The organism is Halobacteriovorax sp. BALOs_7, from assembly GCF_003612895.1.
GTDB classification, from domain to species: domain Bacteria; phylum Bdellovibrionota; class Bacteriovoracia; order Bacteriovoracales; family Bacteriovoracaceae; genus Halobacteriovorax_A; species Halobacteriovorax_A vibrionivorans.
The window spans coordinates 2,869,465-2,888,260 of sequence record NZ_CP027772.1 but is presented as its reverse complement, the minus strand read 5'-3'; the positions used below and the strand labels follow the sequence as shown (position 1 = coordinate 2,888,260).

The 18,796-nt window shown below is 35.4% G+C and carries 20 protein-coding genes; 14 read left to right on the top strand and 6 right to left on the bottom strand.

Annotated features, from left to right (window positions below; translation table 11 throughout):
- Window positions 1-63: 63 nt before the first annotated feature.
- The gene (locus tag BALOs_RS13685) at window positions 64-408 is read right to left on the bottom strand and encodes a hypothetical protein (protein ID WP_120405505.1); all 345 of its coding nucleotides are present in this window, start codon (window positions 406-408) and stop codon (window positions 64-66) included.
- A gap of 317 nt (window positions 409-725) precedes the next feature.
- Window positions 726-2,315, bottom strand: a complete 1,590-nt coding sequence (locus tag BALOs_RS13680) for a methyl-accepting chemotaxis protein (RefSeq protein ID WP_114705741.1) — start codon at window positions 2,313-2,315, stop codon at window positions 726-728.
- 148 nt (window positions 2,316-2,463) lie between these two features.
- Between BALOs_RS13680 and BALOs_RS13675 the strand changes: the two genes are divergently transcribed.
- A complete protein-coding gene (locus tag BALOs_RS13675; protein ID WP_120405504.1) occupies window positions 2,464-2,652 on the top strand; it encodes a DUF1232 domain-containing protein in 189 nt (62 codons plus the stop codon).
- Window positions 2,653-2,665: 13 nt separating this feature from the next.
- Here the strand turns inward: BALOs_RS13675 and BALOs_RS15580 are convergent, their stop codons facing one another.
- The 3 genes from BALOs_RS15580 to BALOs_RS13660 form a co-directional block, all read right to left on the bottom strand.
- Complete coding sequence (locus BALOs_RS15580) at window positions 2,666-2,914, bottom strand: DUF6868 family protein (RefSeq protein WP_114705739.1); 249 nt, start codon at window positions 2,912-2,914, stop codon at window positions 2,666-2,668.
- Window positions 2,915-2,925: 11 nt separating this feature from the next.
- Window positions 2,926-3,666, bottom strand: coding sequence for a hypothetical protein (locus BALOs_RS13665; RefSeq protein WP_114705738.1), 741 nt, complete (start codon window positions 3,664-3,666; stop codon window positions 2,926-2,928).
- Window positions 3,667-3,875: 209 nt separating this feature from the next.
- Window positions 3,876-4,448, bottom strand: coding sequence for an outer membrane beta-barrel protein (locus BALOs_RS13660; RefSeq protein ID WP_120405503.1), 573 nt, complete (start codon window positions 4,446-4,448; stop codon window positions 3,876-3,878).
- 171 nt (window positions 4,449-4,619) lie between these two features.
- Between BALOs_RS13660 and BALOs_RS13655 the strand changes: the two genes are divergently transcribed.
- From BALOs_RS13655 to BALOs_RS13620, 8 genes are all read left to right on the top strand, one after another.
- The gene (locus BALOs_RS13655; RefSeq protein WP_162929706.1) at window positions 4,620-6,005 is read left to right on the top strand and encodes a hypothetical protein; all 1,386 of its coding nucleotides are present in this window, start codon (window positions 4,620-4,622) and stop codon (window positions 6,003-6,005) included.
- 2 nt (window positions 6,006-6,007) lie between these two features.
- Window positions 6,008-7,354, top strand: coding sequence for a hypothetical protein (locus BALOs_RS13650; RefSeq protein ID WP_120405501.1), 1,347 nt, complete (start codon window positions 6,008-6,010; stop codon window positions 7,352-7,354).
- Between the two features lie 100 nt (window positions 7,355-7,454).
- Window positions 7,455-7,658 (top strand): DUF4266 domain-containing protein, encoded by a 204-nt coding sequence (locus BALOs_RS13645; protein ID WP_114705734.1) that lies wholly within the window; start codon window positions 7,455-7,457, stop codon window positions 7,656-7,658.
- A gap of 64 nt (window positions 7,659-7,722) precedes the next feature.
- Complete coding sequence (locus BALOs_RS13640) at window positions 7,723-8,808, top strand: DUF3570 domain-containing protein (protein WP_162929705.1); 1,086 nt, start codon at window positions 7,723-7,725, stop codon at window positions 8,806-8,808.
- A gap of 7 nt (window positions 8,809-8,815) precedes the next feature.
- Window positions 8,816-9,253: a TlpA disulfide reductase family protein gene (locus BALOs_RS13635; RefSeq protein ID WP_162929704.1), complete on the top strand. Its 438-nt coding sequence runs from the start codon at window positions 8,816-8,818 to the stop codon at window positions 9,251-9,253.
- On the top strand, window positions 9,253-10,221 hold the full coding sequence (locus BALOs_RS13630) for an FAD:protein FMN transferase (RefSeq protein ID WP_120405498.1): 969 nt from the start codon (window positions 9,253-9,255) through the stop codon (window positions 10,219-10,221). The genes BALOs_RS13635 and BALOs_RS13630 overlap by 1 nt, the downstream gene beginning before the upstream one ends.
- A gap of 309 nt (window positions 10,222-10,530) precedes the next feature.
- Complete coding sequence (locus BALOs_RS13625) at window positions 10,531-12,201, top strand: methyl-accepting chemotaxis protein (protein ID WP_120405497.1); 1,671 nt, start codon at window positions 10,531-10,533, stop codon at window positions 12,199-12,201.
- Window positions 12,202-12,249: 48 nt separating this feature from the next.
- The gene (locus BALOs_RS13620) at window positions 12,250-13,977 is read left to right on the top strand and encodes a hypothetical protein (RefSeq protein WP_120405496.1); all 1,728 of its coding nucleotides are present in this window, start codon (window positions 12,250-12,252) and stop codon (window positions 13,975-13,977) included.
- Here BALOs_RS13620 and BALOs_RS13615 read toward each other — a convergent pair.
- Window positions 13,969-14,343 (bottom strand): VOC family protein, encoded by a 375-nt coding sequence (locus BALOs_RS13615; protein WP_114705729.1) that lies wholly within the window; start codon window positions 14,341-14,343, stop codon window positions 13,969-13,971. The genes BALOs_RS13620 and BALOs_RS13615 overlap by 9 nt on opposite strands.
- An 85-nt stretch (window positions 14,344-14,428) precedes the next feature.
- On the opposite strand from BALOs_RS13615, the gene BALOs_RS13610 reads away from it, so the two are divergent.
- From BALOs_RS13610 to BALOs_RS13590, 5 genes are all read left to right on the top strand, one after another.
- Window positions 14,429-15,178, top strand: coding sequence for a hypothetical protein (locus tag BALOs_RS13610; protein ID WP_120405495.1), 750 nt, complete (start codon window positions 14,429-14,431; stop codon window positions 15,176-15,178).
- Between the two features lie 20 nt (window positions 15,179-15,198).
- Window positions 15,199-15,957 carry an MBL fold metallo-hydrolase gene (locus BALOs_RS13605; protein ID WP_120405494.1) on the top strand — a complete coding sequence of 253 codons (759 nt, stop codon included), beginning with the start codon at window positions 15,199-15,201 and terminating at the stop codon, window positions 15,955-15,957.
- Between the two features lie 62 nt (window positions 15,958-16,019).
- Complete coding sequence (locus BALOs_RS13600) at window positions 16,020-16,472, top strand: YaiI/YqxD family protein (protein WP_114706241.1); 453 nt, start codon at window positions 16,020-16,022, stop codon at window positions 16,470-16,472.
- Between the two features lie 148 nt (window positions 16,473-16,620).
- Window positions 16,621-17,898: a DEAD/DEAH box helicase gene (locus BALOs_RS13595; protein WP_162929703.1), complete on the top strand. Its 1,278-nt coding sequence runs from the start codon at window positions 16,621-16,623 to the stop codon at window positions 17,896-17,898.
- Window positions 17,899-18,216: 318 nt separating this feature from the next.
- On the top strand, window positions 18,217-18,633 hold the full coding sequence (locus tag BALOs_RS13590; RefSeq protein ID WP_120405493.1) for a recombinase family protein: 417 nt from the start codon (window positions 18,217-18,219) through the stop codon (window positions 18,631-18,633).
- The last annotated feature ends 163 nt before the right edge of the window (window positions 18,634-18,796 follow it).

Sequence of the window (18,796 nt, the reverse complement as noted above, 5' to 3'; positions counted from 1 at the left end):
CTTAAATAATTAACTAAAATTATTTTAGTTCTTATTTGATTTTATTTAAGAGAGAAAAAACTTCTATAGGTTCTTTGAAATTAAATCTTCAAGAGGTTGAGGTAGAACGGCATTTGGAACTTTCATAATAATATGTCCGCCTTCTTTGTTTTGAAACTTTCCAAAACTATCATCAAATCGAAACTCCGCATTTTTAAATTTACGAACATTGATCTCATTACCATTGACCTGGTCGACGAATGCAGACTCAAACTCAAGTTTTTCTAAAGAAAGTTCCTCATTAAAAACAAAGAACCACTGATAGAGTTCTTCTTTTTTTGCATCATCACCAAGGTCTGTTCTCTTTGTTTCAATGACAGAGACATTTTCATTCATAAAATAATAGAGAGTTTCAAATTTCTTATCCATAAAAATATTTTACGTGGATTTCTTCATAAGCGCAAAAAAGATATGAATTCAGATTTATATGGCCGAAGGAGTGTAGGGTTGTTCAAAGAATGTATATAAGAAAGAATTGCTATAAAAAGAAAGAAGAAATGAATTTTAAGTAATGGACACTCCATCCAGCCGATATAAATATCTGAATCTGAAATTATCTTAGCATAAATGTAGACGGTGTCAAATAAAAGTTTGAATATTAAAACAGTTGTTTCTGTATGTTTACAACCCGTTAATTATTGGTGTGAAGAGAGGTGAGCACTGGGCCCACCTCTAGAATATAAAAATTATGCTGCTCTGTTTCCGCTTACAAGTTCGATAACTGACTTAACTACAAGATCAAGATTATTGGCCTGGTTTTTTAGATTTGAAGCTTCTTTTGATGCCTCTTGTGCCGAGTTGTTATTTTGTAGTGTTGTTTCATCAATGAGGCGAATAGCATTTGTGATTTCGTTTACACCTTGAGTTTGTTCGCTACAAGCGTGAGCAATTTCTGTAATCTTGCCATTCACATTTTGTACGTTGAAGACGATTTTATCGAGTACGTCTTTACATTCACTTGCTTTCTTACGTCCTGCCTCAACTGTTTTACCACTATTATTGATTACATCTTGAACCATATTAGTTGTTTGAGATACGATTGTTTCGACGTTTTTAATAGACTCATCAATAAGAACTTTAATTTCATCTGATGCTTTACCAGACATTGAAGCTAGTGATCCAATTTCTTCTGCAACAACAGCAAAGCCTTTACCACTTTCACCTGATCGTGCCGCCTCTACAGAAGCATTGAATGAAAGTAGCTTTGTTTGAAAGACAATATCGTTAATGATTTGAGTTTTAGTTTCAATCTCTTTAATAATGTTTAGGATCTCTTGAATCTGGTGGTTACTATTTTCCATCTTTTTCATTGCATCAGTATTGTTTTCAGAAATATTTTCGATGGCCATAAGCATTTCATCGATTGTTTGCTTACCATTTTGAACTTCTCTTTCTGATAGTTCTCCTGATTTTTTTGACTCTTCTGCAAACTCTGTATTTCTTCGAATCATAGATGAGATTTCATCAACAGAAGCAACTGTCTCCTGAAGAGATGCTGCTTGTTCATTAGTAGCAGCTGAAAGTTGCGTCGATGTATTTAATGTTGTTGTTGAGCCACGGGCAACAAATTGAGAAGTTTCTTTTAGTTTGTTGGCCATTAAAAGAAGAGGTGTTGATACTCCAGTTTTTAAAACAAAGGTAAAGATTGCGGCAATGATTAATAAACCAATAATCCCAAACGAAGCCTGCTTTAGAAAGACACTAAAAATATAGTTATTAACGTCTTCAACATAAATACCTGTTCCTAAAACCCATCCCCATGGCTTGAATAATTCAACATAAGAATATTTTTCAACAAATTTATTCTTATCAGTCTTACTATTCCAAATATAGTTAATAAAACCTTTATCTTGCTTCTTAACAAGGGCAACAACATCGTTAAATAATGGCTTTCCTGCTTTGTCTTTAAAGTCAGCGACACTCTTACCTTGGAGTGACTTACTAGGGTGAATAATCATATTAGGATGCAGGTCATTTACCCAGAGATAATCATCGTGATCACGACCGTAGCGAATACTGGAAATATAGTGTTTACTAATACTCTTGGCCTCATCAATTGAATATTCACCTTTTTGAACTTTCTCATTCATTGACTCGAGAAACTTCATTGTCGTTGTGGTTACATCTTCAATTTGGTGACGTTTTTCTTTAAGTAGCGCATCCTTTGTTGAAACATAAGAGTATGCGATAAAGATAGAGGTGAAGATAAAAAATGGAATAAGTGCCATGAGTAAAATCTTTGCATTTAAGCTAAGACTTTTTAAAAATGCTTTCATAATTCTCCTAAGATTGTTGCTTTATTCGATTCTTGGCTTTTATTCGGTACATAAACTAAATAAGATAAGGGATTCAACGAATTTTGATTAGAGTATTTTTGACACTTATGTATAATAAAAATAATTTAATTCTAACTAGCGTGGTTTTATGAACAAGTTAATTACTAAGAAAATACTCCCATTAATTGGAATCATCATAGGTGTGATCTACATCCTAAACCCAACGGCCGGTGTGATAGAGATTATCCCTGATAACCTCCCTTATATCGGAAACCTAGATGAGGCTGGCGCTGTCTTGCTCATTATTTCTTGTCTTAAGAAATTCAGAGAGAAATAACTTTGCAAAATCTTTATTGCATAAGCTTCAAGGCAATATAGGGTGTTAAATTTAATAGGATGACAACAAGTTTAAAGTTAGCAAGATACTTGAAGTATATTTTAGGTAATTTCTTTTCTTTTATTCCAAAAAGTGTTGAGTGTGTTCTTATAATAAATTTTCGAAATAATACGATTGAGATAGTCGAAAGGGTGAGGAGACCAAAATTAATTAGTGTACACCATCCTAGAAATTCTGTGATGCTATTGATATTGATCTCCATCATTCTTTCCTCTAGTCCTTTTCAGGCAAGTTTTGTGCAAAACCTGAGAAAGCTCGACTTAAGATATATCTTTCACTAGGTTTTTTAGGGTAAGGGTATTTCTTATCAAGACTGCCTTGTTTTGATCCTGTAATTAAATCAAAAAACTGAACTAATCCATTTTTCTTTTCAATGTGATAGTCTAGAGAATTACTTCCACTCTTTTTTATCAATCCGTTCCAAGCTAGATACTTATTTCTTATATCATAGACAAAGAAGTTGATATCCATATCTCGATTTGTTGTTGTCGTAAGTTTCTTGTCTCCTGTTGCTTTTCCTTCTGTATCTGTTACATCTTCAGTTTCACGTGAGTTTCTTGTGATGTCATTTTCAATACGAGCAAAGGCAATATAGCGGCGATCTGTTAGGTTTTGATTTAATAAAGTTAGAGATTGTTCAGATAACGTTGAATCCTCTTCGATTTCTCTAAGCATCTCTCTATAGAGACCTCGTCCCATGCGCTTAACGAGATAGCTTGTGCTATCGATGATGATGTCTTTTCTTTGTTCCTGAACATCTGTACGAAATTGATTGGCCAGATTAATCTTCTTCTTATAATCCCATTTTTCTGTTGTGTGAGTAATGCCTCCAATAGTAAGGCGTCCGTTCACAACATTACTATATGTGAAATCAGCTGTTTTTCTTAAACCATGAACTTTTGTCGCACATGAAGTCATAAAAAGTGCACTTACTAGCACTAGTAACTTGATCATCAAATCCTCCTATTGATTGGCCTTTATATTTTATAGAAAATTGATGGTCTAAACAATAGAGCAAATTTAGGAAATCTTAACTCTGGTGAACATGTTTTGATGGTATATTAAAGATGGTAGAGCTTCACTCGGTTGCTCTGCTCAGCTTGTAGCTCTTGCTGCGAGCATGAAAAGAGGCCCTTACACTTCGGTAAGGGCCTTTTTTTATTCTATATTCTAATTGAGAACCCAAGTGATGATTGATATTCAGGCTCTTCTATTTCGCGATGATTTGTGAAAACAGCTGTAATACCTGCATTAAGAGAGAATACTCCAAGCATATTTATACTTAGACCACTTCCTGCATAAGGTGAAACGTATGTCGCAGGCTCCTGTGTTGTGGTAACTCCTGCCTCTGTTCTTTCGTACTTACTCTCACGAGCACTAGCTCCTGCACGTAAATACCAGCGTAGTGAAGAGCCAATATTGTATGCACTTCTTAAACCAAGTTTGTAATTCGTTGATGTCTCGGCCATTTCAACGGTACCAGAATTATAAGTCTCATCTTCTTTTGATTGAGTAACTTCTGCTTCTAGGGACAAATACTGTGGCCCCCAATTAGCACGAGCACCGTAAAACAATCGATTTGATGTATGAGGCGTTGGAAGAATCGACTGGACTCTTTCGTATCCGACTATTGGCTCAATTGTGAGATTTCCTTTTGAGATATTCCCATAGGCCAATACGCTAGTTGAAGAAGAGATAATTAAGATAAATGAAACAAAACGTAAGATATTTTTCATTCTAAAATTATCTCATATTCTTGGTGTCGTTAATGTTAGCGGTAATTTTGATCATCCTTTAGTTTTTATTTGCTCGAATTTACTAGAGCTTAAATTGACTTACTTACCTACATATCTTTTTATTAATCATATTTTATTTAGAGGGTTTGAAACATTATCATAGGAGGATATGTGAAAAATTTAATGAGGGCGGCAGTTACACTGTCGATATTGTCGAGTAGTGTTTTTGCTTCATCGCGAGTTATTCGAGATAATCGATTAAATGACTTGGGTATTTCCCCTGTTTTGGGAAGAGGATATTCCATTGCAACAAATACTTATCAAAGTACTTGTATGGGGCAAGTGAAAACAACTCAACCATCATATGACTTAAAATATCGTTACTTAGAAATTGAACAGGACTGGGAAAGTCAGTATACAAAATCTTTTGAAACAAAGAATACCTTTAAATTCTTATTCTTAAAAACAAACGTTAATCTCTTTACGGAAGTTTCTGGAGAAAATACTTATCATTACCATTATATCTTTGCTGATATTGATGTTGATAGCTATTACCATTCTCTTTCAGAAGGAGAAAGTCAGCTAAGTGAAAGTGCAAAAAGCTTATTGGCAAAAGGTGATGTTGTCGGTTTCTTTGACTCTTGCGGCCCTTATTATGTTCGATCGATTGGTCGTCATTCGAGTTTCTTAGGTTTACTTCGTTATCGCACAACTTCTAGTGAGCGAGATGTAAACTTCGAATTACAACTTAAAGCTAAGATGCGTGGATTCTTCTCTGGTGGCTCATCTGATACGACAATTTCAAGTGAATTTAGAGAAGAGACACAATCAAAAAGATTAGAAATCAATATTTGGGCCTATGGTTTAGGTAAAGGTGAGATCGCTGATATTATTCCTACAGATATTGATAGTTTCAAAAAGTCAGTTCAAGCTGTTGTTAAAACGATGCAGGATCCAAATGCAGGTCGAGTGACAACTATGGAAGTTGCACCTTGGATTGAGAACACACAATTTCAAGACCTGTTAGAGCTTGAAGATGATGAAGGTAAACTTCTATTTGAAAAGAAGAAGAATTTAGAAGCTAATGCTGAAATTATTAGTGAATTAGATCGTATTGATCGCGCTCAAATTGATCAATACTTTAAGGCCAGTAATTGTCGTCGTATTTTAGAAGATGAATATTTAAATGTTGATGATGATTTTAATGGAGGTTATGAGCCGGAAAATACTTATTTTTCTGATTTAACAAAACCAAATAGTCAAAACTCTGAGATCTCTCTTGCTGCATTTGATTCAGTTCTCTCTCAAGAAAAAGTTGAAGAGTATCTTGCGGCCAATTATCAATTTAATTATGGCCAAGCAGAACCAACACCAGATCCTGAAACAGGAGCATTGGCATGTATTAAACAAATTCATGAGCAAGGCATTGATCAAGTACATTATAGAAATATTCCAGCTTGTTTAGATGCCCGTACGACTAGTGTACCAGTTTCACCACTTCTTGATAGTTACTGTATGCCAGAGCTTTCAAGAGTTGTTATTCCAGATGATGCATAATTATGAAAAATAACATCTTAATATTTATTCTAATTTTTGGTGGGGCCTATTCATGGGCCCTGCCACTACATGATAATAAAATCAATGAAGAGAATTTTCATTCATCCCTTTATATTGATGATCCAAGAGTTACTCAAATTGAAGGGCACATGAAGCTTCTTGATGGGTTTTCAAGAAAGTTGTTTAAAAGATCAAATACCTGCTTTGAGTTAGATAAGTTTGTCGGTACTCAACAATCTAATATTCAATTAGAGTTTAAACAAAAAGTTGTGGGTACAAATATCTTTAACCCTTTTTTTAGTAAGTATTATAATAATGTTTATAATAGCCATGTCGACGATATTTTAAATAAACAAAACCAACAAACCCAAAGTGCATTTCAAATAGCAGTTCACAAAACAACTTTTGCAAGAGAGCGTGATACTGACTATGTGAAGATACAAGATCGCTATGGTGCATTACTTCAGGCAGGTGATTTTTTCACATTTGGAGAATTATGTGCCAGTGGTTATGTGAGCTCATTTGATAAGTATGCAGGTGCGTGGTTTACACTGGTCTTTAATCGAGATGCAGATGGGAATGATGCAGGCTTTATCTCTCTTGTTGAAACTTATATTCGTCTCTTTGATTCAACGATAGAGCCAAAAGTCCGTGCACAACTTAATCGTGAACTGGCAAATCGTGCTGTAACTCTCTACGCTGAGTTTCGAGGTATGAACCCATTAACAATCCCAATTCAAAATTTAAGAGATATTGAACAATTTAGAAAGTTAATTACTCAAATTAAGTCGGCGATGCTCTCTTCTGATTCTGGATTATATATGGCCCTAGAGTATACACCTTGGGGATATAATTATGAGTTCCAGAATTACTTCTATGATTTCTTAAAGCGAAATACCAAACTTCCTACTGAACCAGGAAGAAGACAGTGGTTTAATTTTTATCAAAATATTGAACTTGCACGATTAATGAGTGATGCCTTTGCTACTGAAGCAGATTACGTCGATCGCTTTGAGGTTTGTCGAAAACAGATGCTAAGAGACTATCCTCTTAATCGTCAAAATGAAAAGCAACTCTTTGTAAATCACCTAAATCCAAAAGGTCCAGGAGTACCACTAAGTCAGATACATCAATTACTATCAGAAGAAACTCTAAATCAACTCAAGGATAAATTAAAAAATCTAGAGTCTAGCTCTGACGGATCAATTGCAACATGTCATAAAAGATTAACAGGACAAACTTTCTATACGAATCATTATCAGGATTTTAAAGAATGTGCCTGGTTTGATGACTTTACAAAAACGCCGACACTTATTGTGGATGCCCTTTGTCCATTAACACCAAAGTAATATATGAATATGTAAACATATGTTGCCAATGGCAAACAATAGTATTTGTTGCCGTCAATCTAGTTAGAGATTTAAAATATAATTTTAACAAGGATTAGTTATGAAATTATATTATGTCTTCATGATGCTCTTTCTAGCATCATGTGCAAATGTCGATCAAATTGATCGAGGCCTCTTATCAAAGAAAATTATGCAATTAGATCCTCACCCTGAAGAAAGTGTTTTCCAGAATGAAGTACGTGCATTTAGAGAAGGTGCTGTTGGTGGAAGTTCTGCTGTTGGAGGTGGTTGTGGTTGTAACTAAATTTAAAAAAACGCTCTTCACTCTACTCCTGTTGCTCGTTTCTATACGCAGCTCTTTTGCGGAAATGTTAGAAGAAGGAAAAACAAAGTTTAAACTTCTTTTTAATGTCTATCATCAAAATAGTGATGATGGTAATCAGGTCTTTGATAATTCAGGAAAAGAAGAGGCAAATGTTGTCGAGCCGATGTTATTTGTTGAACATCAAATAACTGAAGATACAGCGATAAATGCACATTTTGTTTTCGATTTTTGGACAGCAGCATCTGATACTAAGCTTGATGGTGCCACAGGTGCCAGTGGCCCAGGTCGAAAGGAGCAGTCACGAATCTCTGGAAATTTAGGCGTTAGAAAGGAAATGGGTGATTGGGAATTAAGTGGTGGAGTTGGGTTTTCTTCAGAATATGACTATCGCTCTTTTAATGGTTCGATAGGAATCCAACGATCAATGGCAAAGGATAACTTCACGATTGGCCTTAGTCTTCAATATTACAAGGATGAGGTCATGTTGTTTGAAGACTTAAGTAATCCTCCAACAGCTAAGATATCTGAATTCTTACCACGTGATATTTTTGCTGCAAGTTTAACGGCGTCACAAATTATTACACGTAAAGATATTGTTCAAGCTGGCCTTACATATGTGAATGCAAATAAAAACCTTGAGTCCACTGCTAGTTCCGTTCTTGTTGGAGGTGTTCGACAAGCTGAAGTTCTTCCTGAAACAAGAAATCGTTATGCACTATCTTCAAAATGGGTACACGGCTTCGACGATACAATGGCCATGAATCTTTCCTATCGCTATTACTTTGATCAATGGGATCTGGATGCCCATACTATTCGTTTCGCATTTCTAAAGGAAATAAATGATGATGAAGATTTTTTTGAAGTTGCTCTTCGCTTTCACAATCAATCAAGTGTTGAGTACTATGCTGACTCATTTGATACTGCCAAGGAATTTATGACAAGTGATTCGGACCTTGAGGATTTTTCGTCATACGAATTGTCTACTATGTTAACAAGTCATTATGATACCCAAACAATCTATGGAATCGACTTTGAAGAAATGGTTTGGAATAATGGCATAACTGCTGCTAAACGCTCAAATGGACTCATCTATGCATATATTCAGTCATCAATCGGATTTCAATTCTAGGTTTTTTATGAAAAAGATACTACTTTTAATTACTTTTTTACTTTCATTAAATATCAATGCGCAAACCATTAAGGATTTTACTCTTCCTATATATGACAAAAAAGAAAGTTTTCAACTAAAGTCTGCAACTAAGAAATATAAAAAGATTTATCTAAACTTTTGGGCTTCATGGTGTACGGCGTGTATCCAAGAATTAGATGAACTCGAGGCCTTAAAGAAAAAATACGAATCTAAAGGTATCCTCTTTGTTGCAGTTAATGCAGGAGAGAAGAAAAAGAAAATAAAGAAATTTATGAAAAAATATCAATTCTCTTTTTTGATTCTTGAAGATCGCGATCGCAGTACTTCAAAGATGTTAAATGTAACAGAGCTTCCACGCTCTATTGTGATTGATAATAATATGAATATACTTTATAGCTCAGATAAGCCACCCAAGGATTTATAGTGTCACTAAAAATTGAAGGGGAAAGTACCATTCGCTGTGAACATAAATTTAGAGCAATGGGAGGCGAGTTTCAATTACTCTGTTTTCCTCAAACTCATTTATCTAAGCATGATGTTATAAGCATCTTCAAAAAGGCTGAAGAGGAAGTACATCGCATCCAAGCTAAGTTAACTGACTTTTGTGACAGTCCATTCAATAGGGTCAATGATTTTGCTGGAATAAAACCAGTAAAGGTTGATAATGAAATATTTAATCTAGTAAAAAGATCCCTTCAAATATCGAAAGCTTCGAAAGGTGTTTTCGATATCTCTTTTGCAAGTGTGGGACATATATGGAGAAAAGCAAAAAATGATGGAAGGACTCTATCTTTTTTAGAGAGAACACAGGCTCAAGTACACATCGATTATCAAAAAATTAAATTAAACAATCTAACAAAGACTATCTATCTACCACATGAACAAATGCGTATTGGGCTTGGCGGTATTGGGAAAGGCTATGCCGTAGACTATGTTTATGAATTTCTTAAAAAAGAAGGAATTATTAATTTCTATGTAAATGGTTCTGGTGATATTCGGGTTCATTCACATAATAGTGCTCCAAGGCCATGGCGAATCGGAATTCGTAATCCCTTGTCTAAAGATAGTTCAAAATCAATCGGCGTAATTCAGTTATCAAAAGGAAGTGTTGCTTCCTCAGGTGGATATATTCATTTTAATGAACATGAAAAAAAACAAGCTGACCACCATATAATTAATCCTAAGAATGGATGTAGTAATGATGAAATTATTGCTACTACAGTAATTGCTGATGATGCAATTACATCTGATACAACCGCCACTATTTTAATGAACCTTTGTGTTAAGGATGCTCTTCTTTATCTCAATAAATATAAATTTATTGGATTTATCATAGACAAGTATGGCCAATCCCATCTATCGCAAAAAGCTTTGAAATCATTTGGATTTTAGTGATCGTGCAAAACTGAGTTGGCAGAATGAATGTTTTTCCAGATTAGCTTATGTTAATAAATAATAGTTGTTACATAATTAATTCAATCTCTTACAAAGTTGTCTATAAAAGTCGTTTGTGAAAATGAGTCACGAATATATTCTGTTTATTAGGGAAGAGTTTATTTAGTAAGTGCCTGTAATTATGCTTTCATTATTGAAGTTTCTTCGACTGTATAGTCTAAATATTCTTTTTTTGTAAATAAAATATTTTTTTTCGCCGAGATGTAAAAACAGATCTTGTGAGTGAAAAAATTGGAGTGAGAGTTTATGTTTGCCAACCTAAGTTTTAAGAAAAAACTGGTATTATTATGTGTATTTATGTCTTGTGTAAGTTTAATCATTGGGGGAGTTGCTCTCTATGGTTTTATAACTTTTTCAAAAGTATCAGATGATGTAGCAAAGAGAGTTATACCTAGAACGGCCCTTCTTAATACAATGGATGTTAATTATCAGAAAATAAGAATTCAAGTTAGAACATTAGGGTTTGAGAATCTCAGTTTAGAAAATCGTACCAGCGCAATTAATAATGCTTTGAAATATGTTAATAATTATGAAAATGCTTCTAAAGAGCTCAAAGCATATGTAACAAGCAAAGAAGAGTTAGAACTTTATAATAGGCTCGATAGGCAGTGGGAAGATTTTAAAAGTGTTGGTGTTAAGGCGATTGAGTTAGGTAAGGTTTATGATGCAGATGCACGAGCAAAGCTATTAGAAATCTTTTTAGTACATTGCCCAGAGGCAGCAGGCAATTTTCAACAAGCCTTAGATGAATATACTGATAGTATTAAAATTGAATTAAAGAATGCTGTTGCTCTTTCAAATGATGTCTCTAAAGAAATTGAATTCATTGATATGTTACTTGTTGTTGTTATGATTTTAGGAACTGGAATTGGATTAACTGTGGGAGTAACATTTGCAAATAGAATGTCTAATTCAATTCGCGAAACAATAGATAGTCTTACAAAGAGTTCTTCTGTTTTAACTTCTAATGCTTCTGATATTTCAAAAACATCTTCAGAGTTATCAGAGGCCAGTCAGGAACAGGATGCTGCATTACATGAGTCTTCAGCATCATTAGAAGAAATTGGCTCAATGGTTAAAATGACTGCTGATAATGCAATGAAGTCATCTCAGCTTGCGACGGAAAGCTATGATCGTGCTTCTAAAGGTAAGAATATTGTTGTGGATATGAATCTATCGATGAGTTCAATTAATACAAGTATTGATACGATTGTGAATGAACTTGATTTAAATAACGATAAAATGAAAGAGATTGCTTCTCTCATAAGTAGTATTGATGAGAAAACTCAAGTCATTAATGACATTGTTTTTCAAACAAAGCTTCTCTCTTTTAATGCATCTGTTGAAGCGGCAAGGGCCGGTGAAGCAGGTAAGGGATTTGCTGTTGTTGCAGAGGAAGTAGGTAAACTTGCCCAGATGAGTGGTGGTGCAGCTGTTGAAATCACTGAAATGCTTTCTTCAAGTGTTACACAAGTTAATAATATCATCGAAGATACAAAGAATCGTTTTTCTAAAGTAGTTGATGAGGCGAGATCAAGCGTCACAACGGGAACGGATATAGCCAAAGAATGTGAAGATATTCTAGAAAGTATTGTTACTAGTGTAGAAGGAGTTTCTTCTTCTGTAGGTGAGATCTCATCGGCGACACAGGAACAATCAAGTGGAATCAATCAGCTACAAACTGCGCTTTCACATGTCGATGTTCTTTCAAAGTCAAATACTGGTATTGCTCAAGATTCATCATTGGTCTCAACTCAACTTCAAGGGCAAGTCTCGATTTTAAATAAGTCTATCGGTGATATTAAAGGCCTTATCCTAGGTGTAAATGATACGAAAGCGAAAGTCGTATCATTGGAAAAGAAGGTTTCTAGTATTCAAATTCCAGATAGTGAAGACTTTATTAAAAAGGCTGCCTAATATAAGTCAGTAACTTAACTTTGTTTATATACTGCCGATAAGTTTTAAGTGAGGGAGACAAAAAGCTACATTCTTTTACTGAGCTTATTACTTTCGGTAGTTTACGCATCAGAGCATTGTCTTAATAGTCCAAATGAAATTCGGGATAAGATTAATTATCTGAAGGCCCAAGTTATTTGTTCTAATTCAGATGATTTAGCTCAATGCCATAGCTTATTTGATGATAGTAATTTTCAAGAGAATGAAGATTTATCACCTAATGACTTATCTATAGGTGTTTGCTCCCAAAGTGAAACTTCTGCAAAGATTCCTTATACACTGATCTTTTCAACTCAATATCAAAATGTACAGGCCATCGCTCAAAGATTATCAGGACGTGTTAATGTTAATGATGCACTCGACTTTCACGAGCATATGTCCAAGCATAAAAAGAGAATTGTGGACTTGGGAGTAAAGCTACTTGAACGATATCCAGAACGTTTTAAAGAAATTGATAAGGAGACATTAAAAATCGTTTTAGAGGCCCACGATAATGCTAAGGTTACACCTTCTAGTCAATATAATGGACGGCCATTTTATAAGGTTCTTTTTGAAGAAGGTTATGGAAGAAAATTAAATAGAGAAATTGTAGATTCTCTAAATGATGTTGATGGAAAATGGACAGAGGATGCATTTAAAAAAGCAGGACTTTCTCTTGAGGGACTTACTGGCAAAAGAAAGCAGAATGTTTTAAAAAAACGAAAGTTAATACTAAAGATTGAAAAGATAGCAGACTTTGTTGATCGTGGAATGAGTCCGGTCACAAAAGAAGAATTTGGACGAAAAGTAGTTAAAGCAAGTGATAGTAAATTCTTTTTAAAGAATAAGAAAGACCGATTAGCTGCTGAGTTTTTAGAACAAAATTATAATGAATTTACAAAAGGCCATGAATATCGCCCGCTCTCTGCCTTTGATAAGGCTCGTCTTCACAAACGACTTCTCATACAGGAAAACTTCCATAAAATAACACCTAGTAACGTAGCAAAAGCTAGGCTGAGTTCTCGTGCCATTGCAAGTCAAGTGAAGAATAAAACACGAGATGGCCTCGGTCTTATGTCGAAGATACTTTCAAGTACAAAGTTTTTAAAAGCAGCAAATGCAGTCGAATTAATGGGGTACTCACCCTCTACGGCCTGTGCAACACTTGGCTACCACGATTGGATCAAAGATCCACAATGTAAACCTCTTTTGGCATTAACCCCCAAAGTCATTTCTTTCTTAGGTGAAGATTGGCCAAGACAAAAACAGGCCCTAATTAATGGTGAACATATGTGTCGTGTTGTGGAAACAATCTATGATGATCTACAAACAAATCGATATTCTAATATCTCATGCTCTCAAGATCGATCAGTTGATATCAGTGGAATCGATGGTAAGAGCTTAAAGCTTAATAAGTCCAATGAGGGAGTCATTGATTCGGTCGAATTTTCTTCAAAGGGTAGGCATCGTGGAAGAAGTCTATCAAGTATCGTAAAGTCGATTGATTTTGGAGATGATGGTACTCCTCAAAAGATATGCTTTGAAAAAAAGAAATCTGCACGTCGTGCACAACTTGTTCAAACCTGTTATTCAGACTTCTCTAATCTAAATAATCATCAAGAAGTTTTATTCGAGCGTGCAAAAGAGTTTCTTCATAAGAATTCATTTGATCTTACTCGTGCTTCTTTGTGTTGTGGCACTTCTTCAACTAATAAACATATTCAAGACTTCTGCACCAGTGGTTCTCGTTTACAGTAAAGCAAAGATATCAATTTGATTTCCATCTGGATCTTTGACTGAAGCATATCGTTGGCCCCAAAAAGCATCCCAAGGCTCTTTTTCAATAATTACATCTTTATCTTTTAGCTTATTAACTAAGTTATCAACACTTTGTGGATTGTCTTGTTCAAAACAAAGAGTAATACCAGGAAAGATTGGCCTCTCCCAACTTGGATTGATTTTTTTCATTAGATCATACGAATCGAGCATAAGGCGAAGACCTGACTTTGTTGTGGCCTCATAATGTTCATCCCCAATTTGGGTAAAATTTAATCCAAAGTTTTCGTAGAATTTTATAGAGTCTTCGAGACTTTCGCATGCAATTCCAATAGCACTAAGATTCATAATGGTATCCTCTAACTAGTTGATTTAATTATTTTAACTCATGAATATAGTTAAGGAAAACCATAGTTTAGCCGATAAAATTGCTATGATAACAGAACGCCAAAAAGTTATTCGAAGCTTTGCAGCTATTGCCATTTCCTTTACAGCTGTATGGTATTCAACAAATTATAATCCTACGTCTTCTCGTTCAACAGCTTCATTTTTCCAAGTTGGCAATTGCTTTAGTGCACTTAAGAAAATCATAAAAAATTATGAAGTAAGAGTCGGTGGTGATGTGTCTATTATCAATATGAAAGGTGATAATATCCAAGGAAAGATACATAGCTATGCACGTGGGGGCCTTCAAATTAATAATTCTAAAGGTGCATACCTCATTAGCTATAGTGATATACAAAGTATAAATGATGAAGTTTTAGGTGAAATTGAAATTTATAAAAAACTCTTAGAAGGGGAAGTGGAAAATCTAAAGAATAAAGATGTTAATGTTCACTTCTATAATGGAACCAATCATACTTCAATTGCTGGCCGTGATTTCGAAATTGGTGATGAAACACTTAACTTCACCTCTATTGAAGACGGGCGACGCATGACATTTGCTTATGAGAAAATTTACGGCCTTGATGTCATTGATGCAGCAAAGGAAACTAAGAAGATCAGAAAAGATGTTAAACTACTTGAAGGTGAATTTGTTACCGTTGAATCAAAAAGTGGTGAAAACTTAGATGGTACAATTTCTCTTTCTCTTGATGGTAGTCGCGTTGAAATAACAGACGTGGATGATGCTGATGAAGTGATGGCCATTCCTATTACTGATATCAAATCTATTTATCAGTAAATCCATAACAACTGGGCTTTATGGACTTTAAAATACATCAACTAAAAGGCTATATCCAAACAATCTATCTCGTAGAAGAAAAAGGCTCGTTTCTTCTTCTGGATGGTTGTTGTCGGCCTGATGTTGAAGTTGTGGAATCATATCTTGAAAGCAAATTAAATAGAAATTTAAGCGATATTAAATTAGTTATAACAACACACGCTCATCCCGATCACATGGGAGGAGTAGAACTTTTTAAAAAAAGGGGAATTCCCATCGCCGGTCCTCGCGATCTTAATCAAATGTACTCTGGCCCTTTTGGTATCGTTACTTATTGGGTTGATATCCTACTTACTTATCTTGTGGCCTTAAATAAGAAGAGAGGATTTAAAAATATTCTTTTTTCACGCAAAGTTAAGCTCGACTATATTCTAACTGATCTAATGGAAGTTCCATTCTTTAAAAACTGGAAAGTCTTAGAGTGTCCAGGGCACACAATAATGGACTTAAGTATATTTCATGAAGAACAAAAGCTTGCATATATTGCTGATAATTTCGTCAGTACCAAAACTAATGTCTTTAGGCCTTATCCAATCTGGAAACCACAAGAGTATCGAAGCTCACTTCAGCGCTATATCGATCTCGGTATCAATGACTTTCTTATCGCCCATTATGGACAAGTCAAAGTAAGTCACGAACGTATTAAAGAATTAATTGATTCAACACCGGATATCCCACGAAAGCACCATAATAGTTTACCTGCTATTTTGATGAAGTTATTAAAGTCTGTATTCAAATAGTATTTAAAGATCTAAGATGAATTATCTGATAAATGAGGGATTCTTAAATGCAAAAGAAAGAGATGAAGATTTGGGTCGATGCTGATGCATGCCCTAAGGTTATTAAAGAGATACTTTTTAAAACATCCATTCGTTTACAAATCCCACTCATACTTGTTGCTAACTCCTATATGAATATCCCACATCACGAGTTAATCTCTTTTGTTAAAGTTGATAGCGGAGATGATGTCGCTGATATGTATATTGCTGAACATGTTGAAGTAAATGATCTCGTCATTACAGCTGACATTCCATTGGCCGCTGAAGTTGTTGGAAGAGGAACTCTTGCTATTAATCCTCGCGGTGAACTCTACGATGAAGAGAATATAGGAGAGCGATTATCAATGCGAGACTTTATGAAGGAGCTTCGTGATGGAGGAGTCGTTACAGGAGGCCCTGACTCATTTAATGCTAAAGATAAGCAAAACTTTGCAAATTCACTGAACAAAATACTCTCTAAGAAGGGATATCACTAATATACTTTACATAAACGCGATTAAAGGTTGACTTGTATCCTAATACAAGAGATGAAGGGGATTGATCTAGATACATTTTAAATATTCGCCTGTGCTAGTATTTGGATTAAGCATTGGCATTAACGCTTATTGAGCAAGGATATTTATTATGTCATCAATCAATTCATTTGATTCCCTAAAACTATTACCTGAAATTCTCTCAAGCCTAAATAAAAAAGGCTATAAGAAACCAACTCCAATTCAGGCCCAATCAATCCCACACTTATTAACAGGTGGAGATATTCTTGGAATTGCACAAACTGGAACTGGAAAAACTGCTGCGTTCTCATTGCCAATTTTAAATAATCTAGGCTCAAATAAAATTAAAACTAAGCCAAGACACATGAGAACTTTAATTCTTACACCTACAAGAGAGTTAGCATCTCAGATTAATGAAAATATTGAAGAATATGGAAAAGGCCTAGGCATAAAAAGTACGGTTATTTTCGGTGGAGTTAAACCAAGGCCACAAATCCTACAGCTTAAAAAAGGGATGGATGTAATTGTTGCTACTCCTGGTCGTTTCTTAGATCTTATGAGTAATGACCAAATTCAATTTGGCCAACTTGAAACCTTTGTCCTCGATGAAGCGGATCGCATGCTTGATATGGGATTCATTCGCGATGTGAATAAGATCATTGCGAGACTACCAAAGAAGAGGCAAACGTTACTTTTTTCTGCAACGATGCCACAAGATATTGTAAACCTTTCTAAAAAGCTTCTAGTAAAGCCTAAGAAAGTCGAAGTAACACCTGAATCAACAACTGTCGAAAAGATTGATCAGAAAATCAATTTTGTCCACAAGACAAATAAACCAAAACTCTTAATTAATATTCTAGAAGACCAATCAATTGAGCACGTACTTGTTTTTACAAAGACAAAACACGGCGCTAATCGAGTTGTTAAGCATCTTGATCAGGTAGGAATAACATCTGCTGCTATTCATGGAAATAAATCTCAAGGTGCACGTGAAAAGGCCCTTGGTGGTTTTAAAAAGGGGACAATCAGAGTCCTCGTTGCAACTGATATTGCTGCTCGTGGAATTGATGTTTCTCATATCACTCACGTTATCAATTATAACCTTCCAGATGATCCTAAAAGTTATGTTCACCGTATCGGAAGAACGGCCCGAGCTGGACGTGATGGAATTGCTATTTCATTTTGCGATGACACAGAAAAGAAACTTTTAAAAGATATTGAAAAGACAATTAAGTATCAAATTCCACAAGATAAGGATCATCCTTTTCATGGAGTTGCTGGAGCACCTGCTCAACCTCAAAATCACAGGCGCCCAAGTAAGAAAGCATCTGCAAATAAAAGCCGTAATGGAAATAATCAGCAACGAAGTGCTCGACGTAGGCCTGCTAAGAAGAAGCCTACTACTTAAGATGTAAGTGAATATGCAGAGTTGGTGACCCCGCTTTGCGGCCATCGTGGCTATTTGCTTAAGATGAGATCGATACAAGTGCGAGGGGCTCCTCCTCATGCTTTCGCGTCACGCTCAAGCAATCGTCGCCGGTTCACTCGCTTCCGCTGGCCGTCCGGGCCAGCTCTTCGCTAACGCGCGCTCGTTCACTTCTCGCCCCATCGGTCTCTTTATGCATAAATTTGGATTTCAGGAATAAAAAAAGCCTTCGCAAAGGAAGGCTTTTTTAAATGGGGTCATCAACGCCCCTTTAATCGAGAATATCGTCCTCCCTCAGAAATGTCGAATATCATTGACTTCTTTCATGAACCTGAAGTCCTGACCAAAGAGTTCCTCCACCAAAAATATGTCGTAGAAGGCCTCTCTTGTGCCGAAATTTCGAGGTCTGTGGCGTCCTCTCGAACGACTATATTAAAACGACTCAAAGAGTGCAATATCGAACTTCGACCAGTTGGGTCTAATCAGAAAAGAAAGCGTGGCGTCGGATATGGAGAAAAAGTAGAGAAGAGAAAATTGATTGAGCATAAACGAGAGAGCGAAGCAATTCAAAGGATGATTGCTTTAAGAGAGAAAGGATTTAGCTATCGAAAGATTGCTGAGGTTTTGAACACTATGAAAGTTCCTACCAAAACAGGTAAAGGAAAATGGCACGGTAAGACTGTTCATCAAGTTTTAATGAGACTAGAAGCAAGCTAGTTCTGTGAGGCGATATTTCGGTTTTAAGACGATCAAAAGTAGATATATGAGTGAATGAGTGGGTTAATTTTTTGATGAGAATTGAAAGCATTTAAGAGGTAATGCAAGCGTTTGCATAAAGGAGGATTTCTTGAACGCCTTTAGCATAGGCGAGTTAGGTATT